The organism is Ruania zhangjianzhongii (assembly GCF_008000995.1).
In the GTDB taxonomy this organism is placed as follows: Bacteria; Actinomycetota; Actinomycetes; order Actinomycetales; family Beutenbergiaceae; genus Ruania; species Ruania zhangjianzhongii.
The window spans coordinates 2972754-2997029 of the sequence record NZ_CP042828.1 but is presented as its reverse complement, the minus strand read 5'-3'; the positions used below and the strand labels follow the sequence as shown (position 1 = coordinate 2997029).

The 24276-nt window shown below is 70.3% G+C and carries 20 protein-coding genes and 1 tRNA gene; all 21 read left to right on the top strand.

Annotated features, from left to right (window positions below):
* Nucleotides 1-10: 10 nt before the first annotated feature.
* The 21 genes from FU260_RS13950 to FU260_RS13850 all read left to right on the top strand — a co-directional run bounded on the left by FU260_RS13950 (nucleotide 11) and on the right by FU260_RS13850 (nucleotide 24262).
* Nucleotides 11-1864: an ABC transporter ATP-binding protein gene (locus tag FU260_RS13950; protein WP_147917615.1), complete on the top strand. Its 1854-nt coding sequence runs from the start codon at nucleotides 11-13 to the stop codon at nucleotides 1862-1864.
* Nucleotides 1861-3639, top strand: coding sequence for an ABC transporter ATP-binding protein (locus FU260_RS13945; protein ID WP_235912350.1), 1779 nt, complete (start codon nucleotides 1861-1863; stop codon nucleotides 3637-3639). The genes FU260_RS13950 and FU260_RS13945 overlap by 4 nt, the downstream gene beginning before the upstream one ends.
* A gap of 39 nt (nucleotides 3640-3678) precedes the next feature.
* Nucleotides 3679-4053: a phosphoribosyl-AMP cyclohydrolase gene (hisI, locus tag FU260_RS13940; protein ID WP_147917614.1), complete on the top strand. Its 375-nt coding sequence runs from the start codon at nucleotides 3679-3681 to the stop codon at nucleotides 4051-4053.
* Nucleotides 4050-5606, top strand: coding sequence for an anthranilate synthase component I (locus FU260_RS13935; protein ID WP_147917613.1), 1557 nt, complete (start codon nucleotides 4050-4052; stop codon nucleotides 5604-5606). Before hisI ends, FU260_RS13935 begins: the two co-directional genes overlap by 4 nt.
* On the top strand, nucleotides 5603-6199 hold the full coding sequence (locus FU260_RS13930) for a Trp biosynthesis-associated membrane protein (protein WP_147917612.1): 597 nt from the start codon (nucleotides 5603-5605) through the stop codon (nucleotides 6197-6199). Before FU260_RS13935 ends, FU260_RS13930 begins: the two co-directional genes overlap by 4 nt.
* A gap of 24 nt (nucleotides 6200-6223) precedes the next feature.
* Nucleotides 6224-6529: an HGxxPAAW family protein gene (locus tag FU260_RS13925; protein ID WP_147917611.1), complete on the top strand. Its 306-nt coding sequence runs from the start codon at nucleotides 6224-6226 to the stop codon at nucleotides 6527-6529.
* Nucleotides 6526-6942: a DUF2752 domain-containing protein gene (locus tag FU260_RS13920; RefSeq protein ID WP_147917610.1), complete on the top strand. Its 417-nt coding sequence runs from the start codon at nucleotides 6526-6528 to the stop codon at nucleotides 6940-6942. The genes FU260_RS13925 and FU260_RS13920 overlap by 4 nt, the downstream gene beginning before the upstream one ends.
* Before the next feature lie 69 nt (nucleotides 6943-7011).
* Entirely contained in the window at nucleotides 7012-7650 is a 639-nt protein-coding gene (locus FU260_RS13915; RefSeq protein WP_147917609.1) for a DUF4190 domain-containing protein, read from the top strand.
* Between the two features lie 100 nt (nucleotides 7651-7750).
* Complete coding sequence (gene trpC, locus FU260_RS13910; protein ID WP_147917608.1) at nucleotides 7751-8566, top strand: indole-3-glycerol phosphate synthase TrpC; 816 nt, start codon at nucleotides 7751-7753, stop codon at nucleotides 8564-8566.
* Between the two features lie 94 nt (nucleotides 8567-8660).
* Nucleotides 8661-9923: a tryptophan synthase subunit beta gene (gene trpB / locus FU260_RS13905; protein WP_147917607.1), complete on the top strand. Its 1263-nt coding sequence runs from the start codon at nucleotides 8661-8663 to the stop codon at nucleotides 9921-9923.
* Nucleotides 9920-10771 (top strand): tryptophan synthase subunit alpha, encoded by an 852-nt coding sequence (gene trpA / locus FU260_RS13900; protein WP_147917606.1) that lies wholly within the window; start codon nucleotides 9920-9922, stop codon nucleotides 10769-10771. Before trpB ends, trpA begins: the two co-directional genes overlap by 4 nt.
* Complete coding sequence (gene lgt, locus FU260_RS13895; RefSeq protein WP_328593008.1) at nucleotides 10768-11892, top strand: prolipoprotein diacylglyceryl transferase; 1125 nt, start codon at nucleotides 10768-10770, stop codon at nucleotides 11890-11892. Before trpA ends, lgt begins: the two co-directional genes overlap by 4 nt.
* 308 nt (nucleotides 11893-12200) lie before the next feature.
* The gene (gene gltB, locus FU260_RS13890) at nucleotides 12201-16784 is read left to right on the top strand and encodes a glutamate synthase large subunit (protein WP_147917605.1); all 4584 of its coding nucleotides are present in this window, start codon (nucleotides 12201-12203) and stop codon (nucleotides 16782-16784) included.
* Nucleotides 16777-18243 (top strand): glutamate synthase subunit beta, encoded by a 1467-nt coding sequence (locus FU260_RS13885; RefSeq protein ID WP_147917604.1) that lies wholly within the window; start codon nucleotides 16777-16779, stop codon nucleotides 18241-18243. Before gltB ends, FU260_RS13885 begins: the two co-directional genes overlap by 8 nt.
* Nucleotides 18244-18287: 44 nt before the next feature.
* A complete protein-coding gene (pyk, locus tag FU260_RS13880) occupies nucleotides 18288-19718 on the top strand; it encodes a pyruvate kinase (protein ID WP_147917603.1) in 1431 nt (476 codons plus the stop codon).
* 53 nt (nucleotides 19719-19771) lie between these two features.
* Entirely contained in the window at nucleotides 19772-20401 is a 630-nt protein-coding gene (locus tag FU260_RS13875) for a hypothetical protein (RefSeq protein WP_147917602.1), read from the top strand.
* A gap of 138 nt (nucleotides 20402-20539) precedes the next feature.
* Nucleotides 20540-21238, top strand: coding sequence for a hypothetical protein (locus FU260_RS13870; RefSeq protein ID WP_147917601.1), 699 nt, complete (start codon nucleotides 20540-20542; stop codon nucleotides 21236-21238).
* Nucleotides 21239-21320: 82 nt separating this feature from the next.
* The gene (locus FU260_RS13865) at nucleotides 21321-22043 is read left to right on the top strand and encodes a hypothetical protein (RefSeq protein ID WP_147917600.1); all 723 of its coding nucleotides are present in this window, start codon (nucleotides 21321-21323) and stop codon (nucleotides 22041-22043) included.
* Nucleotides 22043-23278 (top strand): arginine deiminase, encoded by a 1236-nt coding sequence (locus tag FU260_RS13860; protein WP_147917599.1) that lies wholly within the window; start codon nucleotides 22043-22045, stop codon nucleotides 23276-23278. The genes FU260_RS13865 and FU260_RS13860 overlap by 1 nt, the downstream gene beginning before the upstream one ends.
* A gap of 95 nt (nucleotides 23279-23373) precedes the next feature.
* A tRNA-Leu gene (locus FU260_RS13855) sits at nucleotides 23374-23455 on the top strand.
* 192 nt (nucleotides 23456-23647) lie between these two features.
* On the top strand, nucleotides 23648-24262 hold the full coding sequence (locus FU260_RS13850; protein WP_147919495.1) for an ANTAR domain-containing response regulator: 615 nt from the start codon (nucleotides 23648-23650) through the stop codon (nucleotides 24260-24262).
* The last annotated feature ends 14 nt before the right edge of the window (nucleotides 24263-24276 follow it).

Genomic DNA, 24276 nt, shown 5'->3' with positions numbered 1-24276 from the left:
CCACCTCGTGATGCCCACCGCCTCCGCGCGCCCAGCGCAGCGGTATGCCCTGCCCGGCGGCGCGCTGCGTCGTTCGCTGCTGCTGATCGGACGCGGGCTGCGCTCGCAGCCGCGCACCTTCGCGATCGCGATCAGCGCCTCGGTGCTCTACGGCCTCGCCATGGTGGCGCAGGGCTGGGTGCTCGGTCGGATCACCGACCGGGTGGTGGTGCCCGCGATCGACGGTAGCGGGGTGGCCGCATCGGCGATCTGGCTGGCCGGGCTCGGCCTGCTCGGGATCGGTGTGCTCACCGCCGTCGGAGTGGCCGGACGCCGCGTGTTCGCCGGGATGGGCTCGTTCGATGTCCAGGCCGGGCACCGCCGCCGAGTCACCCGCCAGTACCTGCGACTGCCGATGTCCTGGCACCGGCGCCACCCCACCGGGCAGCTGCTCTCGAATGCGAACGCCGACGCCGAGTCCGCCGGGTTCGTGTTCACTCCGCTGCCGTTCGCGCTCGGCGTGGTGGCGATGCTGCTGGTGGCCTCAGCAGCGATGCTCGCCGCCGACCCGGTTCTCGGTCTGGTGGGGGTGAGCGTGCTGCCGATGGTGCTGGTGGCCAACGCCGTGTATCGCCGGTACATGTCCCCGGCGATCACCCGGGTGCAGCACGAACGCGCGCACACCTCGGACGTCGCGCACGAGAGCTTCGAGGCCGCTGCCGTGGTCAAGTCGCTGGGCACCGAGTCGCTCGAGGAGGCCCGGTTCGAGGCCGCCGCCGAGGACCTGCGGGCGTCGAACGTGGCCGTCGGAAAGATCCGCAGCGTGTTCGACCCGGTGATCGACCTGTTGCCGGCCCTGGCCACGCTGGTGGTCCTGGCGGTCGGCACGGTCCGGGCGGCCGATGGCCTCATCGGTACCGGTGATGTGGTCACCACCGCCTATCTGCTCACGGTGATGACCTTCCCGATCCGGGCGATCGGTTTCGTCCTCGGTGACCTGCCCCGCTCCCTCGTGGGGCACGAGCGCATCTCCCGGGTGATCGACGCCCGCGGCTACCTCAGTGAGGGCGACGCCACGCTCGGCGCCACCGGCGGACTGCACCTGGCGGCCGACCGGGTGAGCGTGAGCGTGCCCGGGCTGCTCGGCAACCCCGACCGGGCCCTGCTGCACCAGGTGAGCCTGGAGGTGCCCGCCGGCCGGACGCTCGCCGTGGTCGGGCCCACCGGCTCCGGTAAGTCCACCCTGGTGGACCTGCTCGCCCGCCTGCAGGACCCCAGCGCCGGCGAGGTGCGCTACGACGGCCTGGCTGCGCCGTCGGTACGGTCGGCAGACCGCACCGCTGCGATCGCCCTGGTGGCGCAGAACGCCTTCGTCTTCGAGGACACGATCACCGAGAACGTCACCCTCGGGCAGCGCAATCGGGCCACCGGTGAGCCGTACAGCACCGAGGAGGTGGCAGAAGCGCTGCGCACCGCCCGTGCCGACGACTTCGTGAACGCACTCCCGCACGGTGCGGACACGGTCGTCGGTGAACGGGGCACCTCCCTCTCCGGTGGTCAGCGCCAGCGGCTGGCGATCGCCCGGGCCCTGATCCGCCGACCACGGCTGCTGATCATGGACGACGCCACCTCCGCGGTCGACCCGGTGGTCGAGCAGGACATCCTCGCCCGGCTGCGCCGCTACGCCGGCGGCGTGACCGTGGTGCTGGTCGCCTACCGCAGTGCCACCATCATGCTCGCCGATTCCGTGCTGCACCTGGATGGCGGCCGGGTGATCGACCACGGGCCGCACACCGACCTGCTCGCCCGGGACGCCGGCTACCGCCGCCTGGTCACCACCTACCGGCGCCAGCGCCAGGCTCAAGACGAGCAGGAGGTCCGGTGAGCACCCAGATCACCGACACCTCGACTCTCGGGGTGTTCGGCACCCTTCGGGAGGGGCTGCGGCTGTCCCCGGCGATGCGCCGCGGACTGGGCGTCACCCTGGCCCTGGCGGTACTGGCCACCACCGGCAAGCTGATCGTGCCGTTCGCGGTGCAGATCACCACCGACCGCGGGCTGCTGGCCGAGACCGGGGTGAACGTGTCCCTGGTGCTCCAGCTCGCGGCCGTGTGCGCCGTGGGTCTGCTGGTCACGGCAGCCTGCACCAGCTGGGTGAACGTCCGGCTGTTCCAGGCAGCCGAGGCCGGTCTGGCCCAGCTGCGGGTGCGGGCGTTCCGGCACGTGCACGATCTGTCCACGCTCACCCAGAACAGCGAACGCCGCGGCGCGCTGGTCTCCCGGGTGACCAGCGATGTGGACACGATCTCGATGTTCGTGCAGTGGGGTGGGATGCAGCTGGTGCTCTCCACGCTGCAGATCGCCGCCGCCACTATCGCGATGGCCTTCTATTCCTGGCAGCTCACCCTCGTGGTGTGGCTGGCCTACGCCCCGATGATCGTGCTCGCACCCCGCGCCCAGCGGGCCCTGAACGTCGCCTACGCTGCCGTGCGTACCCGGGTGGGCACCATGCTCGCCCGGATATCCGAGGCGGTGGTCGGTGCCCAGACGATCCGTTCCTACGGCGCCGAGCAGCGCACCCAGGAGCGGCTGGACGAAGCGATCAGCGCGCACCGCAATGCCGCCGTCCGGGCCCAGACGTTCGCCTCCCTCGCTTTTTCCTCCGGCGTGCTGCTCTCCGGTCTGGCACTGGGCGCGGTGGTGCTGATCGGCACGATGCTCGGCATCGGCGGTTCTCTGACCGTCGGCCAGCTGCTCGGCTTCCTGTTCCTGGTGCAGCTGTTCACCGGCCCGGTGCAGTCCGCCACCGAGGTGCTGAACGAGATGCAGAACGCGGTAGCCGGCTGGCGGCGGGTGATCGGGATCGTGCACACCCCGCTGGACGTGGCCGATCCGGAGAACCCGGCAAGCCCCGGCCCCCGCGGCCCGGCCGGACTGGAGCTGGCCGAGGTGAACTACGCCTACCCGGGCGGGCCGCCGGTGCTCCGGGACGTCACCCTGACCATTCCGCCCGGCGCGCGGGTAGCGATCGTGGGGGAGACCGGCTCGGGGAAGACCACGATCGCCAAGCTGCTTACCCGGCTGATGGACCCCGACTCCGGCACGGTGCGGCTCTCGGGAGTGGATCTGCACCAGCTCACCCTCGCCGACCTGCACGAGCGTATCGTCGTGGTGCCGCAGGAAGGCTTCTTGTTCAACGGCACCATCGCCGGCAACGTCGGCTACGGCCGGCCGGGGCTGAGCGAGGAGGAGATCGAGCGGGCACTGCGAGACCTTGGCCTTGGCCCCTGGCTGGCGACCATGCCGGACGGGGTGCGTACCGACGTTGGGCAGCGGGGGGAGTCCCTGTCCGCCGGAGAACGGCAGCTGGTGGCGATCGCTCGCGCCTACCTGGCCGATGCGGACGTGCTGGTCCTGGACGAGGCGACCTCCGCCGTCGACCCGGCGACCGAACAGCGGATCTCGACCGCGCTCATCCACCTGACCGCTGGCCGGACCAGCGTGGCGATCGCGCACCGGCTGTCCACCGCGGAGGCCGCGGACCTGGTGGTGGTGGTCGACGCCGGCCGGATCGTGCAGCTCGGTCCACACGCCGAGCTGGTCGCCGCGGGTGGCGTCTACGGGCGGCTGCACGCGTCCTGGGTGTCCGCCAGCGACTGAGGCGACGGTACCCGGGTGCGGACATGGCAGGATCGTCATGTGCCTGAGAACTCCCCCCTGGATCCCGAGATCGCCGCCCGCCTGGCCCGCAACGCCGATGGACTCGTCTGCGCTGTGGTGCAGGACGAGGCGAACGAGGAGGTGCTGATGGTCGCCTGGATGGACGACGAAGCGCTGCACCGCACCCTCACCGAAGGCAGAGCGACCTACTGGTCCCGGTCCCGGCAGGAGTACTGGCGCAAGGGGGACACCTCCGGGAACGTGCAGTACGTGCGCTCGGTGGCGATCGACTGTGACGGCGATGCGTTGCTGGTGCGGGTGCACCAGGTCGGTCCGGCCTGCCACACCGGTGCGCGCACCTGCTTCCGCGCCGGCGGCGAGCTGCCCGCGCGGACCGACCTGGAGAGCTCATGACCGCGGGACCCGCTCCGGACCACCCGACCGGCCTGCCCTGGGGGCAGACCTGGCCGAACCTGGGCGAGTTCCGGCAGCTGGCCACGCATCGCCGGGTGATCCCGGTGGTACGCCGGCTCCTCGCCGACGACGTCACTCCCGTTGGTCTGTACCGTCAGCTCTCCTCCGGGCGGCCGGGGACGTTCATCCTCGAGTCCGCCACCGACGGCGTCTGGTCCAGGTGGTCCTTCATCGGTGTCTCCGCCCGGGCGATCCTCACCGAACGCGACGGGCAGGCGCACTGGAGCGGCGACGTGCCGGTCTCGGTGCCCACCGACGGTGATGTGCTGGACGTGCTCCGCGGCACCCTGGCCGCCCTGCACACGCCCAGTCTGGATCATCTGCCGCCGCTGACCGGTGGTCTGGTCGGCTCGCTGGGCTGGGACATCGTCCATCACTGGGAGCCGACGCTGCCCCGGCGCGCGGTCACCGAGTCCGAAGTGCCCACGGTGAGCCTGTGCCTGGTGGGGGACATGGCCGCGATCGACCACCACACCGGGGACGTGTGGCTGATCGCCAACGCGATCAACTCCGACGACACCGACCAGCGCGTCGACGAGGCGCACGCAGACGCCCTCGCGCGGCTGGACGCGATGCAGGCCGACCTGCTCGCCCCGACCCGCTCCTACCCGCTGGTGCAGGGCGAGGCGAGCGAGCCGGAGCTATCCTTCCGCACGGCCCGGGAGGACTTCACCGCCGGTGTCGCCACTGCCAAGCAGGCGATCCGCGACGGCGACGTGTTCCAGGTGGTGCTCTCGCAGCGGCTGGACCTGGACAGCCCTGCCGATCCGCTGGACGTGTACCGGGTGCTGCGCACCATCAACCCGAGCCCGTACATGTACTTCCTGCACCTGCCCGATGCCGATGGCGGCGACTTCCACGTGGTCGGCTCCTCGCCGGAGACTCTGGTGAAGGTCACCGGCCGGGCAGCGCAGAGCTACCCGATCGCCGGATCCCGTCCCCGCGGGGCCACCCCCGCCGAGGACACTGCCGCGGCGGCAGAGATGCTCGCCGACCCGAAGGAACGCGCCGAGCACCTGATGCTGGTGGATCTGGCCCGCAACGATCTGGGCCGGGTGTGCGAGCCGGGAACGGTCGCTGTGGTGGAGTTCATGGCGGTGAAGCGGTTCAGTCACATCATGCACATGTCCTCCACGGTGACCGGCACGGTACGCCCGGATGCTTCCGCAGTGGACGTACTCACCGCCACGTTCCCAGCGGGCACGCTCTCCGGTGCTCCCAAGTCACGAGCGATCGAGCTGATCGACGAGCTGGAGCCGGCCCGGCGCGGCATCTACGGCGGCACGGTGGGCTACTTCGACCTCGACGGTGACCTGGACATGGCGATCGCGATCCGGACCGCGGTGATCTCCGGCGGACGGGCCAGCGTGCAGGCCGGCGGCGGGCTGGTGGCCGACTCCGATCCGGAGGCCGAGTACTGGGAGAGCCGGAACAAGGCGGCCGCAGCGGTACGGGCTGTGCAGCGGGCGGCCAGCCTGGACGACCTGGGATGAGCCAGGACGCCACGAGGCCGCGGCTCTCCCGGGCCAAGGCCGTGCTCGCAGTGCTCGCCGGCGGGGCGCTGCTGCTGCTCAGCGCACTGCCGCCCTGGGCGACGGTACCGGTGGCGCTGAGCCTGGACGCGATCGGAGCCGCCGAGGTGAATGGCACCGAGGCGGAACCGGTAGTGCCGAGTACGGCCCTGGTGATCCTGGCGGCAGGGCTTGCGATCGGCCTGGCTGGGCGGATCGCCCGCGTGGTCGCGGCCCTGGCCGTGGCGTTGTGCGGTGTGCTCGCCGGGGTCACGACCATCCTCTTCATCCGGGCACCGGAGTCGGCTCTGCGGGCCGCCGCCGGTGAGCTCTCCCCGGTCTCGGAGCTGGACGGGCCCGTGCAGCTGTACGCCTGGCCGGTAGTGACGCTGGTGATCGCAGCTGTGCTGACCGTGCTCGGTGCGGTGCTGCCGTGGGTGATGGGCGCCTGGACCCGCGTCGGTCAGCGGTACGAACGTGACCCGCGCCCGGCGCCGGGCGGTACCCGCCAGCACATCTCCGACTGGGATGCACTCAGCCGTGGCGAAGACCCGAGCGAGCCCGAGGACCGGTAGTCTGGAGCCAGGTCGATACTGCTGGTGAAGGGCGAGATCTCGATGACCGATGTGAACTCACACGCGGTGGACTCCGTGGCCGGTGGCCACTACTCCGCCGACACGCTGCCGGTGGGCCCTCCGCCCGCCAACCACGGCCGCACCGGAGCCGGTTGGACCCTATTCGCCGGCGGAGCGCTGGGGGCGCTCATCGTGGCCATCGGATTCATCCTGCCGTCGATGCCGTTGATCTACGCCGGTATCGCCGTGGCCGTCGTCGGTGTGATCGCCAGCATCGTCCTGCGCGCTGCCGGCTATGGACAGGTACAGCGGGTGCGGGCGCAGGAGTGAGACCAGCGCCGGCCCGAGCAGTGCGCCGGGACCGGCTCGGCCCCGTGCTGATCGGTGCCGTTCTCGCGGCCGGTACCGCACTGGTGGTGTGGTGGAACCCTGGTCACGGTGGGCCGGTGCTCTGCCCGTTGCTCGCCCTGACCGGCTACTACTGTCCGACCTGCGGAGGGCTGCGTACCGTCTCCTCGCTGGCCACCGGCGATCTGGCTGGAGCCTGGGCGATGAACCCGATGCTCACCGTCGCCCTGCCGGTGCTCGGCCTGCTCTGGGCGCGGTGGCTCTGGCGTTCCTGGCGCAACGTGCCACCGCGGAACCCGCCGGCCTGGTTGTTCGCCACGGTTGCGGCGGCGTTGGTACTTTTCGGCGTCGCACGTAACATTCCAGTACTGCACGGCTACCTGGGACCGGGATGAGAGACCACGAGGGGGCAGACGAGATGCGCACGAGGGACAGCTGGCGCCGCCGCGGCCGGAGTGGTCTGCATGAGTAACACCGGCGGCCCGTTCTCCGACCCGTACGGTGGTTCCTCCGGACCGAACAATCCCTACGGTGACTCGGGGGCGACCAACCCCTACGGTGAGCCATCGACCCATCCGTACGGTGAGCCGGGGCCGGCCAATCCGTACGGTGAGGCTGGACCGACCACTCCTTTCGGTAGCCCTGGCCCCTACGGCGGCGCTGCCCCGTCCCCGTATGGCGGAACCGACCAGGGCCCCTACACCGGCCCTGCCCAGGTGGCTCCGTCGTCGGGCGGGCAGTACGCCGACCCTTACGGCGGCGGGCAGCAGAGCTACCAACCCCCCGGCGCCTACGGTCCCCCCGGCGGGTACGGGACCGGTGGTTACGGCGGATATCCGCCACTGATGGGCTACCAGAATGGTGCCGGTGGCTGGTCGCTCGGCCTGGGCATCGCGGCGATCGTGCTCTGCTTCGTTCCGGTGCTCTCCCAGGGCATCTCGATCGCGGCGATCATCACCGGTGTGATGGGTCGCAAGGCGGTCAGTGAGGGGCGGGCGAACAACGGCGGGATGGCGCTGGCCGGCATCATTATCGGTGCCTCCAGCCTGCTGATCACCGTCCTCGCGATACTCCTCGTGCCGGGCAGCCTCAGCCAGTTCTGACGCCTGCGCAGACCTGCGTGCTGCTCACCAGGGGGCCGTGTGCTCGGTCACTGCCTCGAACGGCCTACGATGGAGGCCGAGCGAAGCGGAGAGGCGGATCGTGACCGTACTGGAAGACATCGTCCGCGGGGTCCGGGAAGACCTGGCCACGCGGGAAGCGTCAGTGCCCCTGGCGGAACTGAAGCGCCGCGCCGAGGCGGTGCCGTCGGCCAAGAACGCCATCGATGTGCTCCGTCAGGACGACGCGGTCACGGTGATCGCGGAGGTGAAGCGCTCCAGTCCGTCCAAGGGGGCGCTCGCCGAGATCGCCGACCCGGCCGGGCTCGCGGCCGACTATGAGGCCGGTGGAGCCAGTGCGATCAGTGTGCTCACCGAGGCACGGCGCTTCGGTGGCTCCCTGGGTGATCTGGCGGACGTGCGCGCCCGGGTGGATATCCCGGTGCTGCGCAAGGACTTCGTGGTCAGCCCCTACCAGGTGTGGGAGGCCCGTGCCTACGGCGCCGACATCGTGCTGCTGATCGTGGCCGCACTGGAGCAGACGGTGCTCACCTCACTGGTGGAACGCGTGCACTCCCTCGGGATGACCGCTCTGGTCGAGGCGCACACCGCGGAGGAGGTCTCCCGCGGAGTGGACGCCGGTGCCCGCCTGCTCGGCATCAACGCCCGGGACCTGCACACGCTGCAGGTGCACCGCGGCGTGTTCGCCGATCTCGCCCCGCGAGTGCCCGCCGGGATCACCCGAGTGGCCGAGTCCGGGGTGCGCGGCCCGCACGATGTGCTCGAGTACGCCCGTGCCGGCGCCGACGCCGTGCTGGTCGGGGAGGCGCTGGTGACCCAGGGCGAACCCCGCACTGCCGTGGCCGACCTGGTGGCGGCGGGCGCGCACCCGGCACTGCGCGCGGTGCGGGCCCGATGAGCGCCAGGAGCCCCCGCGGAGGCAGCCGGGTAGCCGCTGCGGGTCCAGGGTGCCGGAGCGAGGAGCCACAGCGGGCAGCGAACGAGGAGTGCCGATGAGTATGGAGGCGGGCTCGGAGGCCGCACGCACCCTGCGAGAGGTCGCTGGCCCGTACTTCGGAGACTTCGGCGGCCGATTCGTGCCGGAAGCCCTGATCGCAGCGTTGGACGACCTGTCCGCCGCCTGGGAGAAAGCGAAGGGCGACCCGGAGTTCACCAGCCGACTCGCCGCGCTGCACCGCGACTACACCGGCCGGCCGAGCCCGATCACCGAGGTACCGCAGTTCGCTGCGCACGCCGGCGGTGTCCGGATCTTCCTCAAGCGCGAGGACCTGAACCACACCGGATCGCACAAGATCAACAATGTGCTCGGTCAGGCGCTGCTCACCCAGCTCGTGGGCAAGACCCGAGTGATCGCCGAGACCGGTGCCGGCCAGCACGGGGTGGCCACCGCGACCGCTGCGGCACTGTTCGGGCTGGACTGCACGATCTACATGGGCGAGGAGGACACCCGCCGGCAGGCCCTGAACGTGGCCCGGATGCGGCTCCTCGGCGCCGAGGTGGTGCCGGTCAGCACCGGGTCGCGCACCCTGAAGGACGCCATCAACGAGGCCTTCCGGGACTGGGTGGCCAACGTGGAGACCACCAACTACATCTTCGGTACCGTCGCCGGTCCGCATCCGTTCCCGGCGATGGTGCGCGACCTGCAGAAGATCATCGGCGAGGAGGCCCGCGGCCAGCTCCTGGAGCGTATCGGTCGGCTGCCCGATGCCGCGGTCGCCTGTGTGGGCGGCGGGTCGAACGCCATCGGCCTGTTCCACGCCTTCCTCGACGACGCCGAGGTGCGGCTGATCGGCTGCGAGGCAGCGGGCGACGGCGTGGCCACCGGCCGGCACGCGGCGACCATCACCGCCGGTGACCCCGGGGTGCTGCACGGTGCGAAGACCATGGTGCTCCAGGACGAGGATGGCCAGACGGTGGAGTCGCACTCCATCTCGGCCGGTCTGGACTACCCCGGGGTCGGACCCGAACACTCCTGGCTAGCCTCGATCGGGCGGGCCGAGTACGTGCCGGTCACCGACGCGGAGGCGATGTCTGCGTTCGAGCTGCTCTGCCGTACCGAAGGGATCATCCCCGCGATCGAGTCGGCGCACGCCCTGGCCGGGGCGCTCCGTCTGGGCGAGGAACTCGTTGCCGGAGGGGCCGACCCGGCGCAGACGGTGCTGCTGGTCAACCTGTCCGGCCGTGGCGACAAGGACGTGTCCACCGCGGCCGAGTGGTTCTCGCTCGTGGACGAGGACGAGAGGGCTGGAGAATGACCGCGCGCACGGAGATCACTCGCGGCACCGCCGCCGCGCTCGACGCCGCCCGCGCCCAGGGGCGCGCCGCACTGGTCGTCTACCTGCCGGTCGGCTACCCGGACGTGGATGGCTCGATCGCCGCCGCGCAGGCTGCGGTGGCAGCCGGTGCGGACATCGTGGAGCTGGGGCTGCCGTACTCCGATCCCGGGATGGACGGGGTGGTGATCCAGGAAGCAGCGCAGGCGGCCCTCGACGGCGGCACCCGGATCACGGATGTGCTGCGTGCGGTGCGCGAAGTCGCGGCCACCGGCGCACCCACGCTGGTGATGACCTACTACAACCCGGTGCTGCGCTACGGCGTGGCCCGGTTCGCCGCAGACCTGGCTGCCGCCGGCGGTGCCGGGCTGATCACCCCGGACCTGATCCCGGACGAGGCGGGGGAGTGGATCGCGGCTGCCGACGCCCACGACCTGGACAAGGTCTTCCTGGTCGCACCGAGCTCCACCACCGAGCGCCTCCATCTGACCGCCGCCGCCTGCCGTGGCTTCGTCTACGCCGCCTCCACGATGGGGGTGACCGGGACCCGGGCGACTGTGGGTGCCAAGGCGGAGGGCCTGGTCGCGGCCACCCGCGCTGCCGGCGGCGAGCGGGTGTGCGTGGGGTTGGGGGTCTCCACCGGGGAGCAGGCTGCGCAGGTGGCCGGCTATGCCGACGGCGTGATCGTCGGTTCCGCGCTGGTGCGCACCTTGATCGATGCGGGTGCGGATCGCGAGGCGGGGCTGGCCGCGCTACGGGAGAAGGTGGCCGAGCTGGCTGCCGGTGTGCGTGCTGCGGCGCCACACCCGGCCGAGGAGAGGCGCGCGTGATCGCGGACCCGGCGATGCTGCCGCTGATCGCGGACGGTATCCCCAGTCCCGCTCAGGGCGTGTGGCACCTCGGACCGATCCCGCTGCGTGCCTACGCGTTCGCGATCCTTGCCGGGATCGTGGTGGCCGCGATCATCTCCGTGCGCCGCTACCGCGCCCGCGGCGGCCCCGAGGGCGCGATCCTGGATGCGATCTTCTGGGCGGTGCCGCTGGGCATCATCGGTGCGCGGATCTACCACGTCTTCTCCTCCCCGGACGCCTACTTCGGCCCGGACGGCAATCCCTGGAACGCGTTCGCGATCTGGAACGGCGGGCTGGGGATCTGGGGTGCGATCCCGGCCGGTGCCCTCGGGGTATGGATCTACATGCGCCGGCGCGGGCTGCGGCTGTCCACCGTCGCTGATGCGATGGCCCCAGGGGTGCTGATCGCCCAGGCGATCGGGCGGCTGGGTAACTACTTCAACCAGGAGCTGTTCGGCTCACCCACCACGCTGCCGTGGGGGCTGCAGATCGATCCCGGGGTGCTCGCCGCCCAGGGGATGGACTACCCGGACGGCACCTTGTTCCACCCCACGTTCCTGTACGAGCTGGTGTGGAACGTGGTGATGGCGGTCCTGATCATTCTGATCGACCGCAAGTTCCGTCTCGGTCACGGTCGGGTGTTCTGGCTGTACGTGTTCTGCTACACCGTCGGCCGTGGCTGGATCGAGATGCTCCGGATCGATGAGGCGGAGCAGGTGCTCGGTCTCCGGTTGAACGTGTGGACCTCGATCCTGGTCTGCGTGGTGTCCCTGGCGATCTTCATCGTGCTGTCCAAGCGGTACCCGGAGCGGGAGGCCTCGGCGTGGCTGCCGGGCCGCGAGCCGGAGGACGAGGATTCCGACTTCGACGGCGAGAGCGGCGCGAGCGCCGACAGTCCGGCGGACACTGAGGACGAGGGCGCCGAGGACTCGGACGAGGACGCGGACAAGGACGCGGACAAGGACGCGGACAAGGACGCTGGGAACACAGCCGACTCCGGGGAGAAGGTTGTCGCGTCCGGCAACGCCAAGGACGTGGCCGACGATTCCGGCGAGCCCGAGAGTGGCGCAGACGAAGCAGACACCACCACCGGACGGTAGGCCAGCCGACCGCAGGTGATGGGAGAGCGGCCCGCTGACTGGCCAATTTCCGTTGTCGGCGCGCGATCTGAGCAACGGATTCTGGCCACTCACGATGGAGCCAGCGCTCCGCAGCGCGCCCACCCGTGCCAGTCCGGCCCCACCACCGGACGCTGCGCACTTCCACGTAACATAAAATTTACATGGCTCTAGGCACATGGGACCCCATGGGTAGGTAAAATGGTGTCGCCAGTGGGTCGACGATGTCCCAAATGAGTCAATGAAAATTTGCCGGAGGATGTCAGATCCGCGGCCGTGAGGATGATCGGATGAACCAGCCCGCGTCGGCGACCTCGCCGTACACCGCCTTCAGCACCGCTCCGGCGGCGCACGGCCTGTACGACCCCGCGCGCGATCACGACGCGTGTGGGGTGGCCTTCGTCGCCACGCTGCGCGGGACGCCCGGCCGGGACATCGTCGACGCCGCGCTGACGGCACTGGCGAACCTGGACCACCGCGGCGCCGTCGGCGCCGAGGCGAACTCCGGTGACGGCGCCGGCATCCTCCTGCAGATCCCGGACGCCTTCTTCCGGGAGGTGCTCGAGGTGAGCCTGCCCGCCCCGGGGCACTACGCCGTCGGCACACTGTTCCTTCCCGCCGACCAGGCCGAGGCGCAGGCCGCCGCTGCCGGGGTGGAACAGATCGCGGCCGAGGAGGGTCTGGACGTGCTCGGCTGGCGAGACGTTCCGGTGGATGCGGGACTGGTCGGCCCCACAGCTCGCTCCTGTATGCCGACCTTCCGCCAGCTCGTCCTCGCCGCCCCGGACCGGGCACTCGCCGGGATCGAGCTGGACCGGCGTGCGTATCGGGTCCGCAAGCGCGCCGAGCGCACGCTCGGGGTGTACGCGGCCTCGCTGTCCGCCCGCACGCTGGTGTACAAGGGCATGCTCACCACCGGGCAGCTCCAAGGATTCTTCACCGACCTGTCCCACCCGGGGCTGGCCACCGAGCTGGCGCTCGTGCACTCCCGGTTCTCCACGAACACGTTCCCGTCCTGGCCACTGGCGCACCCGTTCCGCCTGGTCGCCCACAACGGCGAGATCAACACGGTGCGTGGGAACCGGAACTGGATGGCGGCCCGCCAGGGCACCCTGGAGTCCGAGCTGCTCGGTGAGGTGGCCGATCTGCTGCCAGTCTGCGACGAGGCGCAGAGCGACTCGGCCAGCTTCGACGAGGTGCTCGAGCTCCTCCACCTCGGTGGCCGCTCACTACCGCATGCCGTGCTGATGATGATTCCGGAGGCGTGGGAGAACCACGCCACGATGGACCGCCGGCGGCGGGCGTTCTACGAGTACAACGCCACCATCATGGAACCGTGGGACGGCCCGGCCGCGATGTGCTTCACCGACGGCCGCTACATCGGTGCTGTGCTGGACCGGAACGGTCTGCGCCCCGGCCGCTACTGGGTCACCGACGACGGCCTGGTGGTGCTCGCCAGCGAGTCCGGGGTACTCGACCTGGACCCGGCCAGCGTGGTGGAGAAGGGCCGCCTGGCCCCGGGCCGGATGTTCTTGGTGGACACCGCCGAGGGCCGAATCGTCGACGACGCCGAGATCAAGGACGAGCTCGCCGCCGGCCACCCCTACGCCGAGTGGCTCCAGGAGCAGCTGGTCCGCCTCGGCGACCTCCCCGACCGGGAGCACGTGGCCCACTCCCGCTCCTCGGTGCTGCGCCGCCAGCAGACCTTCGGCTACACCGAGGAGGAGCTGCGGATCCTGTTGCGCCCGCTCGCCGCCACCGGCGGCGAAGGGCTCGGCTCGATGGGCACCGATACCCCGGTCGCCGTGCTGTCGGCTCGTCCCCGGCTGCTCTTCGACTACTTCAGCCAGCTGTTCGCGCAGGTCACCAACCCACCCTTGGACGCGATCCGGGAGGAGCTGGTCACCTCGCTCGGCGGTGCGATCGGCCCGGAGCCGAACCTGCTCGCCGACATTCCCGAGCACGCCCGCAAGCTCGCCCTCGGCTTCCCAGTGATCGACAACGACGAGCTCGCCAAGGTCAAGCACATCCACCGCACCCCGGCGGCCGGCCACCACTTCTCCTCGATCACCGTCTCCGGGCTGTACCGGGTGCGGGGTGGTGAGCAGGCACTGGAGCAGCGGCTGGTGGAGATCTACCAGGAGGTGGACGAGGCGATCGACCGGGGCGTGAGCTTCATCGTGCTCTCCGACCGCGAGTCCGACACCGAGTGGGCACCGATCCCGTCCCTGCTGCTCACCGCCGCCGTGCACCACCACACGATCCGGACCCAGACCCGCACCCGGATCTCCCTGCTGGCCGAGGCCGGGGACGTCCGCGAGGTGCACCATGTCGCCCTGTTGATCGGCTACGGCGCCGCAGCAGTGAACCCGTACCTGGCGATGGAGAGCGTCGAGGAGCTGGTCCATTCCGGCGTCGTCGAGGGCGTCACCCCGGACCGTGCGGTGCAGAACCTGATCCGCGGCCTGGGCAAGGGTGTGCTGAAGGTGATGAGCAAGATGGGCATCTCCACCGTTCACTCCTACCGTGGCGCCCAGGTGTTTCAGGCACTCGGTCTGGCCGAGGAACTCATCGACACCTATTTCACCGCCACCGCCTCCCCACTCGGTGGCGTGGGCCTGGACGTGATCGCCGCCGAGGTGGCCGCCCGGCACGCCACCGCCTACCCGCCCAGCGGGATCAGCCCAGCGCACCGCAACCTCGACGTCGGCGGGGAGTACCAGTGGCGCCGCGAGGGAGAGCCGCACCTGTTCGACCCGGATACCGTGTTCCGGCTGCAGCACTCCACCCGCACCCGCAACTACCAGATCTTCGGTGACTACACCCGCCGCGTGGACGACCAGTCCCGCCGGCTGATGACCCTGCGTGGGTTGTTCCGGCTGCGTACCGCCGGCCGGGCTCCGGTGCCGATCGAGGAGGTGGAACCGGTCAGCGAGATCGTCAAGCGTTTCTCCACCGGGGCAATGAGCTACGGCTCCATCTCTGCCGAGGCGCACGAGACCCTCGCGATCGCGATGAACAGCCTCGGCGGCAAGTCGAACACCGGCGAAGGTGGGGAGGACACCGACCGGCTGCACGACCCGCGCCGGCGCAGCGCGATCAAACAGGTCGCCTCCGGCCGGTTCGGGGTCACTTCGGACTACCTCACCCACTCCGACGACATCCAGATCAAGATGGCCCAGGGAGCCAAGCCCGGGGAGGGCGGTCAGCTTCCCGGCGGGAAGGTGTACCCCTGGGTGGCCGGTACCCGGCACGCCACCCCCGGCGTCGGCCTGATCTCCCCGCCCCCGCACCACGACATCTATTCGATCGAAGACATCGCCCAGCTGATCCACGACCTGAAGAACGCCAACCCGGCGGCCCGGGTGCACGTCAAGCTCGTCGCCGAGGTGGGCGTGGGCACCGTCGCCGCCGGCGTGTCCAAGGCGCATGCCGACGTCGTGCTCATCTCCGGGCATGACGGCGGAACTGGCGCCTCGCCGCTGACCTCGCTCAAGCACGCCGGGCTTCCGTGGGAGCTCGGCCTGGCCGAGACCCAGCAGACCCTGGTGGCGAACAACCTCCGGGACCGGATCGTGGTGCAGACCGACGGGCAGCTGAAGACCGGCCGGGACGTGCTGATCGCCGCACTGCTCGGTGCCGAGGAGTACGGCTTCGCCACGGCACCGCTGGTGGTCTCCGGCTGCGTGATGATGCGGGTCTGCCACCTGGACACCTGCCCGGTCGGCGTCGCCACCCAGAACCCCGAGCTCCGAGCGCGGTTCAACGGGAAACCAGAGTTCGTCGTCACCTTCTTCGAATACATCGCCGAAGAAGTACGCGAGCTGCTCGCCGAGCTCGGCCTACGCAACCTGGACGAAGCGATCGGGATGGTCGACCTGCTCGACGTGAGTGACGCCGTCGAGCACTGGAAGGCCAGCGGCCTGGATCTGTCCCCGATCCTGCTCCGCCCCGAACTCCCGGCCGGTTCGGCGCCCCGGCAGGTCCGCGGGCAGGACCACGGCCTGGACCGGGCGCTGGACAACGCCCTGATCGCAGCCGCCGAACCGGCGCTCGCCCGGGGCGAGCAGGTCCGGCTGGACGCCCGCGTGCGCAACGTCAACCGCACGGTCGGGACCATGCTCGGCAACGCCGTCACCAAGAGCTACGGCGACGGCGGTCTGCCGCCTGGCACGATCGACGTCACCCTGCGCGGCTCGGCCGGGCAGTCCCTGGGCGCCTTTCTGCCCCCCGGGATCACCCTGCGGCTGTCCGGGGACGCCAACGACTACGTCGGCAAGGGCCTGTCCGGCGGCACGATCATCGTCCGCCCGGAGGAGAACGCCGGTTTCACAGCGGGTGCCAACGTGATCGCCGGCAACGTCATCGGCTACGGCGCCACCCGAGGGCAGCTGTTCCTGCGCGGACTGGTCGGCGAGCGGTTCGCCGTCCGTAACTCCGGTGCCACGGCTGTGGTGGAGGGGGTCGGCGACCATGGCTGCGAGTACATGACCGGCGGCACGGTGCTGGTGCTCGGCCCCACCGGACGGAACTTCGGTGCCGGCATGTCCGGCGGCACCGCGTACGTGCTCGATCTGGTCCCGAGCCGGGTGAACGGCCCGGCCCTCGCCGCGGGAGACCTCTCCCTCGACGAGCTCGATCCGGAAGACGTGGCGATCGTGACCGGTCTACTCACCCAGCACGCCGAGCACACCGGATCACCACTGGCCGCAGAGCTGGCCGCCGATCCCGAAGCAGTGGCCCGCCGATTCACCCGCGTCCTGCCCCCGGCCTACGCCCGGGTGAACGCCGTGCTGGCTGCCGCCCGCGCGGAAGGGGCGGAGCCGGGCGAACCCGAGGTCTGGAACCGAGTACTGGAGGCGACCCATGGCTGACCCACGTGGATTCTTGAACGTACGCGACCGTGAACTGCCCGCCCGCCGGCCGGTCCCGGTCCGGCTGCTGGACTGGAAAGAGGTGTATGCCCGCCGGGAGGAGGACGCCGCCGCCCTGACTCGCCAGGCCGGACGGTGCATGGACTGCGGGATCCCGTTCTGCCACAACGGCTGCCCGCTGGGCAACCTGATCCCGGAGTGGAACGACCTCACCCGCACCGGCCGCTGGCAGGAGGCCATCGACCGATTGCACGCGACGAACAATTTCCCGGACTTCACCGGCCGGCTGTGCCCCGCACCGTGCGAGACCGCCTGCGTGCTCGGCATCAACCAGCCCGCGGTGACGATCAAGAACATCGAACAGTCGATCATCGACGAAGCCTTCGCCCGTGGTCTGGTCGCCCCGCAGATTCCGGACCGGTTGACCGGGCACACGGTCGCCGTGATCGGTTCCGGACCGGCTGGGCTGGCCGCTGCCCAGCAGCTCACCCGGACCGGGCACACCGTGGCCGTCTACGAGCGGGACGACAAGGTCGGCGGGCTGCTGCGCTACGGCATCCCGGAGTTCAAGATGGAGAAGCAGCACCTGGACCGGCGGCTGGAGCAGATGGAGGCCGAGGGCACCCGGTTCCGCCCCGGAGTGGCTGTGGGCTCCGATGCCTTGACCGGCAACGACCTGCTGGAGCGCTACGACGCCGTGGTGCTGGCTGTGGGTGCCACGGTGCGCCGAGAGCTGCCGGTGCCCGGTCGGGAGCTGGCCGGGATCCACCAGGCGATGGACTACTTGCCGCAGTCCAACCGGGCCTGCCACGGCGAGTACGTCCCGGGGCAGGTCACCGCTGCGGGCAAGGACGTGGTGATCATCGGCGGCGGCGACACCGGGGCGGACTGCCTCGGCACCGCACTACGCCAGGGCGCAAAGAATGTGATCCAGCTGGAGATCATGCCCCGGCCCACCGAGGAACGTCCTCCCGGTCAGCCGTGGCCGACCTACCCGATGCTCTACCGGGTCTCCTCCGCGCACGAAGAGGGCGGCGAGCGGGTCTACGCCACCTCCACTGTGGAGTTCGTCGGCGACGACCGGGGAAACGTCAGCCACCTGCGGGTGGTGGAGGTGACCTTCACCGACGGCAGGCTTGAGCAGGTGCCGGGCACCGAGCAGCTGATCCCGGCCCAGCTGGTGCTGCTTGCGATGGGTTTCACCGGCGTGCCCGCCGAGGGACTGGTGGACCAGCTCGGTCTGCAGGTGGACGAACGCGGCCGGATCATGCGCACCGAGAGCTTCGGTACCACCCAGGAGCGGGTGTTCGTCGCTGGTGACGCTGGGCGCGGACAATCGCTGATCGTCTGGGCGATCGCCGAGGGTCGGTCAGCGGCCGCAGCAGTGGATACCTACTTGCGCGGCAGCAGCGACCTGCCGGCGCCGATCGCCTCCGACACGGCCTCGCTCACGGTATGACCGGGCGGTACGAGCGCCCGCCCCGAGGGCATAGGGTTCGGGGTATGCGTAGAGCCAAGATTGTGTGCACGTTGGGGCCCGCCACCGAGTCCCCTGAAATGGTCCAGGCGTTGGTCGACGCCGGGATGGACGTAGCGCGGATCAACCGCAGCCACGGCAATGCCGACGACCATGCCAGGGTGATCACAAGGGTCCGGGAGGCTGCTGAGGCCTCCGGGCGTGCGGTCGCGATCCTGGTCGACCTGCAGGGCCCGAAGATCCGGCTCGGCCGGTTCGTCGAGGGCAAGCACGAGCTGGCCGAAGGGGACACGTTCACGATCACCACGGAAGACGTCCCCGGCACGAAGGAGCTGGTGTCGACCACGTTCAAGGGGCTGCCGGGGGACGTGAAGCCCGGTGATGCCATCCTCATCGACGACGGCCGGGTGGCGGTACGGGTCGTCGACGTGACCGGCCCGCGGGTGACTACCCGGGTGGAGGTGCCCGGACCGGTCTCGAACAACAAGGGGCTGAACCTGCCGGGGGTGGCGGTGAACGTCCCGGCCCTGTCCGGCAAGGACACCGAGGACCTGCGCTGGGGACTGCACCAGGGTGCCGATTTCATCGCGCTCTCCTTCGTCCGTTCGGCGGCCGACTACGACGACGTCGCCGCGATCATGGCCGAGGAGGGCATCACGGTCCCGGTGATCGCGAAGATCGAGAAGCCGCAGGCGGTGGAGAACCTCGCCGAGATCGTCGACGCCTTCGACGGCATCATGGTCGCTCGCGGCGACCTGGGCGTGGAGCTCCCGCTGGAGCAGGTGCCGATGGTGCAGAAGCGCGCCACCGAGATGTGTCTGCGCAACGCCAAACCGGTGATCGTGGCCACCCAGGTGCTGGAATCGATGATCAGCGCACCGCGGCCCACCCGTGCGGAAGCCTCGGACTGCGCGAACGCCGTGCTGGACGGTGCTGACGCGGTGATGCTCTCCGGTGAGACCAGCGTGGGTGAGTACCCGATCGAGTGCGTGCGCACGATGGCCCGGATCATCGAGAACACCGAGGAGCACGGCCTGGAGCGGATCGCCAAGCTGCGCGCCACCCCGCACACCCGCGGTGGGGTGATTACCAAGGCAGCCGCCCAGATCGGGGAGACCCTCGGCGTGAAGTACCTGACCTGCTTCACCCAGTCCGGAGACTCCGCCCGGCGGATGTCCCGGCTGCGGTCGGCAATCCCGCTGCTCGCCTTCACCCCGGTGCCGGGGGTCCGCAACCAGCTCGCGCTCAGCTGGGGCATCCAGACCTTCACCGTGCCGCAGGTGCAGCACACCGACGACATGATCAACCAGGTGGACGTGGTGCTGAAGGGCTCCGGCCACGGCTCCGAAGGTGACACGGTCGTCGTGGTCGCCGGGATGCCGCCCGGCGTGTCCGGCTCCACCAACTCGATCCGGGTGCACACGGTCGGTGAGGAGCTGGGCTACCCGGACCGGTGACCTCTTCTGGTCCGCGGTCGACGGCGGGGGTGCGGCTGTGTAGGTCCGTTGCCGTGGCGGTGGCGCTGCTCTGCGCCGGGTGCACCAGCACCGGACCTGGCGGCAGCGGGGAGCCGGTCGATCCCTCCGGGTCCGGCCCGCCGCCCAGCGCTGCGGATGGACCGGCTGCACCACCGGGGACGGTCCCGCCGCAACTGCGAGAGTGCGGTGACCAGGAGGCGGCTCCCGCGCTCGCGGACCTGACCTGGACCACCCCGGACGGGTTCGAGGATGCCGGTGGCCTGACCCAGATCGCGCCGCTGGAACCGGACTACTCCGCCACCTACCTCGTGCCGCAGCAGCCTGGCACCGGGGTGGAGGTGTTGGTCGTGGTGCACTACCCGCAGGTGCCGGCCGAGCTGACCGACGACTGCGGTGAGGTCGACCGCAAGCAGGTGGATGCGTATCTGGCGCAGTGGCACGAGGAGGCGGGTGTCACCGCCACCGCAGTGCAGTGGACCGAGGTGGCCGGCGTGCCCGCGGTCAGCGAGCGCGAGCGATACCAGGGACGGGACTTCATCGTGGACTCCACCATCCTCATCGGGTCCGGTGAGCTGATGATGATCTCCTGCCAGTGGACCGGTCAGCAGGACGTCATCGGCGCCGGATGCGAGGAACTGCTCACCTCGGTCTCCGGCGGCTGAGCCGTTCGACGGGGACTTCTCCCCGGTCCGCAAGGCGCCCGGACGCCCGCCCAGCGGGTAGGTTGCCAGCACCGCCACCGAGAGCCGGAGCGGTCGAGACGGATCAGCGGGAGGAACCTCGTGCGGAGCAGGGGAGCAGTGGCACTGGGGGCGGCGGCAGCGCTGCTGGTCGGGCTGAGCGGCTGTTCGCTGATCGGCTCCGACGATGCCCCCGATGTCCCCTCGGACGGGCCGCCGAGCACGCCGGGTGCCGTGCCGCCGGAGGACCGCACCATCCCACCGCAGCTGTTGGAGTGCGGTGACCCGAACGCCAAACCCGGCGACGACGCGGACGCCGAAGGCGGCGAGCAGGTCGAGCTCAGCGACGCCCGCGTGGCGACCGATGCCACCTGGGGAACCCCGGACGGCTACTACTCGGCCGACGGCTACTACGACGACCTCGACTACGAAGAGCTGTCCTTCCTGCACACCTACGTGCCCTCGGCCGGCGGATACGACACCCTCGACCTGGTCGGCGTGCTCGGCTACACCGGACTGGACTGGGGCGAGCTCGCCGAGGAGTGCGGCCGGGTGCCGCTGGAGGCGATGCTGGAACGGGTCGGTGAGTATCAGGGACTGCTCGGCGCCGATCCCCTTGACGAAGCGGAGCTGATCGAGGTGGGTGGCCTGCCTGCGGTGACCCAGGCGATGAGCATCGAGAGCTACGACTTCCGCGGCTACTGGCTGTTCTCCCAGAGCGAGCTGTTGTTCATCGGCTGCCAGTGGACCCAGGAGAGCGTGCGGAGTGAGATCGAGTCCGCCTGCTCGCAGCTGGTGGGCACCGTACAGGTCGGGTAAGGGACTGAATCCGCCCAACGAGATGGCTTAGCATGACGCAGGAACCGCCACCGGCGGCCACGGTGACGAGGAGGACCGGGAGATGACCACACGCGCAGGGGGCTGGTGTGGCCGGCGCGCCCGCTCGGTGGCGTGGGCCAGCGCGGTGACCGTCGTACTGGCACTCACCGGCTGCGGCGCCTTCGGCGGCGACGAGGAGACTCCGCCGCCTGGTTCGACCGACGGCAGTAGCGAGGCCGGCGGACCGGACGCCTCCGGTGACCGTCCCACCGTGCCGCCGCAGCTGCTGGAGTGTGGGCAGGACCGGCCTGCCGACGACGAGCTGCAGCTCGCCGACGTCGACCTGACCACGGCGACCTGGTCGCTGCCGGACGGATTCGAGGAGAGCTTCTCCTACGTCGAGGACAACCCGGTCGAGACGATCGACACCACCTGGTACGCCGTCCCCACCGACCCGGAGCTGCCGACGCTGAACGTGCTGAACGTCGTCGTGTACACCGGACTGGACTGGGAGGGTCTTGCCGACTCCTGCGGCCGCGTCCCGCTGGACGCCGTGGAGGAACAGCTCGGCCGGTACCGGGAGCAGATCGGCGCCGAGCCGCTGGACGAGGCGGAGATGACCGAGGTAGCCGGGATGCCCGCCGTCACCCAGCGCATCGGCCTGGCCGAGTACCGCTACGTCGGGTACTGGCTGTTCTCCGAGACCCAGCTGCTGCACGCCTACTGCCAGTGGACCGACGAGTCCGCGCGCGAGGTGATCGAACCGGCCTGCGAGCCGCTGGTGGACAGCGTGAGCGTGGGCTGATGGCACTGGGCGTGCACTCCGAGGTCGGCCGGCTGCGCAGCGTCATCGTGTGTGCACCCGGCCTGGCACACCGCCGGCTGACCCCGTCCACCGCCGACGATCTGCTCTTCGATGAAGTGCTCTGGGTGGAGAGCGCACAGCGCGATCATGCCGATTTCGTGGCGACGATGCGTTCTCAGGGCGTGGAGGTGCTCGAGCTGGCCGACCTGCTCACCGAGACGCTGGCTGTGCCAGCAGCCCGGGAGTGGGTGCTCGCCCGGAAGGTCACCGCGAACAAGGTGGGTCTGGGCCTGGTCGAGGCCACGACGGCGTTCCTGCAGTCGCTGAGCCCGGCGCGGCTGGCCGAGATGCTCGTCGGGGGCCTGGCCACCTCTGATCTGCCCGGCGAGTACCGGCCGCCGTACCTGGCGTTGGCACGTGAATCGGCCGGAGCTCGGGAGTACCTGCTGCCGCCACTGCCGAACATGCTCTACACCCGGGACACCACCAGCTGGTTGTACTCCGGGCTCACCCTGAACCCGCTGTACTGGCCGGCTCGGCGGGACGAGACGCTGCTGATGAAGGCGATCTACTCCTTCCACCCGCGATTCGCCTCCGCCCGGATCTGGTGGGGTGATCCGGAGCAGGACTGGGGCCAAGCCACGCTGGAAGGTGGCGATGTGATGCCGGTGGGCAACGGCGTCGTGCTGATGGGGATGGGGGAGCGGACCTCCCGGCAGGCGATCACCCAGGTGGCCAAGTCGCTCTTCGACGCGGGCGCCGCCGAGCAGGTGGTGGTGGCCGGGATGCCGCAGCTGCGGGCGGCGATGCACCTGGACACGGTCTTCACGTTCGCCGACGTCGATGCCGTCACCCTCTACCCGGCGATCGTGGACGGGATCCATACCATCAACCTCTTCCCGAGCGACAAGGCGCCCGGCGTGCAGGTCCGCGACGCCGGGCGGGGCACGTTCGTCTCCGAGGTCGCCGCCGCGCTGGGGCTGAGTGAGCTGCGGGTGATCGCCACCGGCGGGGACGACTACGACTCCGAGCGCCAGCAGTGGGACAGCGGGAACAACGCCGTCGCCCTGGAACCTGGCCTGGTGATGACCTACGACCGGAACACGGCCACGAACGCGAGCTTGCGCGCCGCCGGCATCGAGGTGCTGGAGATCCGCGGCGGTGAGCTGAGCCGGGGCCGTGGCGGCGGACACTGTATGACCTGTCCGATCGAACGTGACCCGGTGACCTACTGACACCGAGGGGCAGTGGAACGCGGTGGGGTCTGTGCCACCGCGGCCGCACGTTAGGATGGACCCGCTGTGGGCGCCATGGGTGTGCACAGCGGCGCGCCCCGCTGGCGGAATTGGCAGACGCGGTCGGCTCAAAACCGGCTGCCCTCGGGCGTCCCGGTTCGAGTCCGGGGCGGGGCACAGCAGGCCGACGGCGACGCCGCCTGCGACCACCTGCGGGTGGTGACACTAGGCACATTCGGAAAGTTGCGCCGTCGCGCATGCCCCACGACGACGCCCAGGGGATTAGGATCAGACACCGTGACCACGGACGAGAACACCGGCGATGCGCCGGAGACGAACAGCACTGACTCGAGCCTGCTCGACCTGCAGATGCCGACCGCGCAGGAGCCGACCAAGGCCAAGCCGGGACGTACCCGCCGAGTGGTGGTGGCCGAGGACGAGGCACTGATCCGCCTCGACGTGGTCGAGACGCTGGCGGAGGCCGGGTACGAGGTCGTCGGTGAGGCCGGTGACGGTGAGACCGCGGTCAAGCTGGCGACCGAGCTTGAGCCGGACATCGTGGTGATGGACGTGAAGATGCCGGTGTTGGACGGGATCTCCGCCGCGGAGCGCATCACCAAGGACCGCATCGCGCCGGTGGTGCTGCTCACCGCCTTCTCCCAGACCGAGCTGGTGGAGCGAGCCCGGGACGCCGGTGCGATGGCCTACGTGGTCAAGCCGTTCACCCCGGCGGACCTGCTCCCCGCCCTGGAGATCGCGCTCTCCCGGCACACCGAGATCGCCGCCCTGGAGTCCGAGGTGGCCGACCTGGCCGACCGGTTCGAGACCCGGAAGCGAGTAGACCGGGCCAAGGGCCTGCTGATGACCAAGATGGGTCTGACCGAGCCGGAGGCGTTCCGGTGGATCCAGAAGACCTCGATGGACCGCCGCCTGACCATGCGTGAGGTGGCCGACGCGGTCATCGACCAGGTCGGCTCCAAGTAGTAGCGACGTCAGGC

Coding starts and splice junctions, on each gene's coding strand:
- FU260_RS13850 (WP_147919495.1), top strand. CDS start 23,648: ATGCCGACCGCGCAGGAGCCGACCAAGGCCAAGCCGGGACGTACCCGC.
- FU260_RS13935 (WP_147917613.1), top strand. CDS start 4,050: ATGACCGCGGGACCCGCTCCGGACCACCCGACCGGCCTGCCCTGGGGG.
- FU260_RS13865 (WP_147917600.1), top strand. CDS start 21,321: ATGACCACACGCGCAGGGGGCTGGTGTGGCCGGCGCGCCCGCTCGGTG.
- trpB (WP_147917607.1), top strand. CDS start 8,661: ATGAGTATGGAGGCGGGCTCGGAGGCCGCACGCACCCTGCGAGAGGTC.
- FU260_RS13860 (WP_147917599.1), top strand. CDS start 22,043: ATGGCACTGGGCGTGCACTCCGAGGTCGGCCGGCTGCGCAGCGTCATC.
- FU260_RS13885 (WP_147917604.1), top strand. CDS start 16,777: ATGGCTGACCCACGTGGATTCTTGAACGTACGCGACCGTGAACTGCCC.
- FU260_RS13915 (WP_147917609.1), top strand. CDS start 7,012: ATGAGTAACACCGGCGGCCCGTTCTCCGACCCGTACGGTGGTTCCTCC.
- FU260_RS13950 (WP_147917615.1), top strand. CDS start 11: ATGCCCACCGCCTCCGCGCGCCCAGCGCAGCGGTATGCCCTGCCCGGC.
- FU260_RS13930 (WP_147917612.1), top strand. CDS start 5,603: ATGAGCCAGGACGCCACGAGGCCGCGGCTCTCCCGGGCCAAGGCCGTG.
- trpA (WP_147917606.1), top strand. CDS start 9,920: ATGACCGCGCGCACGGAGATCACTCGCGGCACCGCCGCCGCGCTCGAC.
- pyk (WP_147917603.1), top strand. CDS start 18,288: ATGCGTAGAGCCAAGATTGTGTGCACGTTGGGGCCCGCCACCGAGTCC.
- gltB (WP_147917605.1), top strand. CDS start 12,201: ATGAACCAGCCCGCGTCGGCGACCTCGCCGTACACCGCCTTCAGCACC.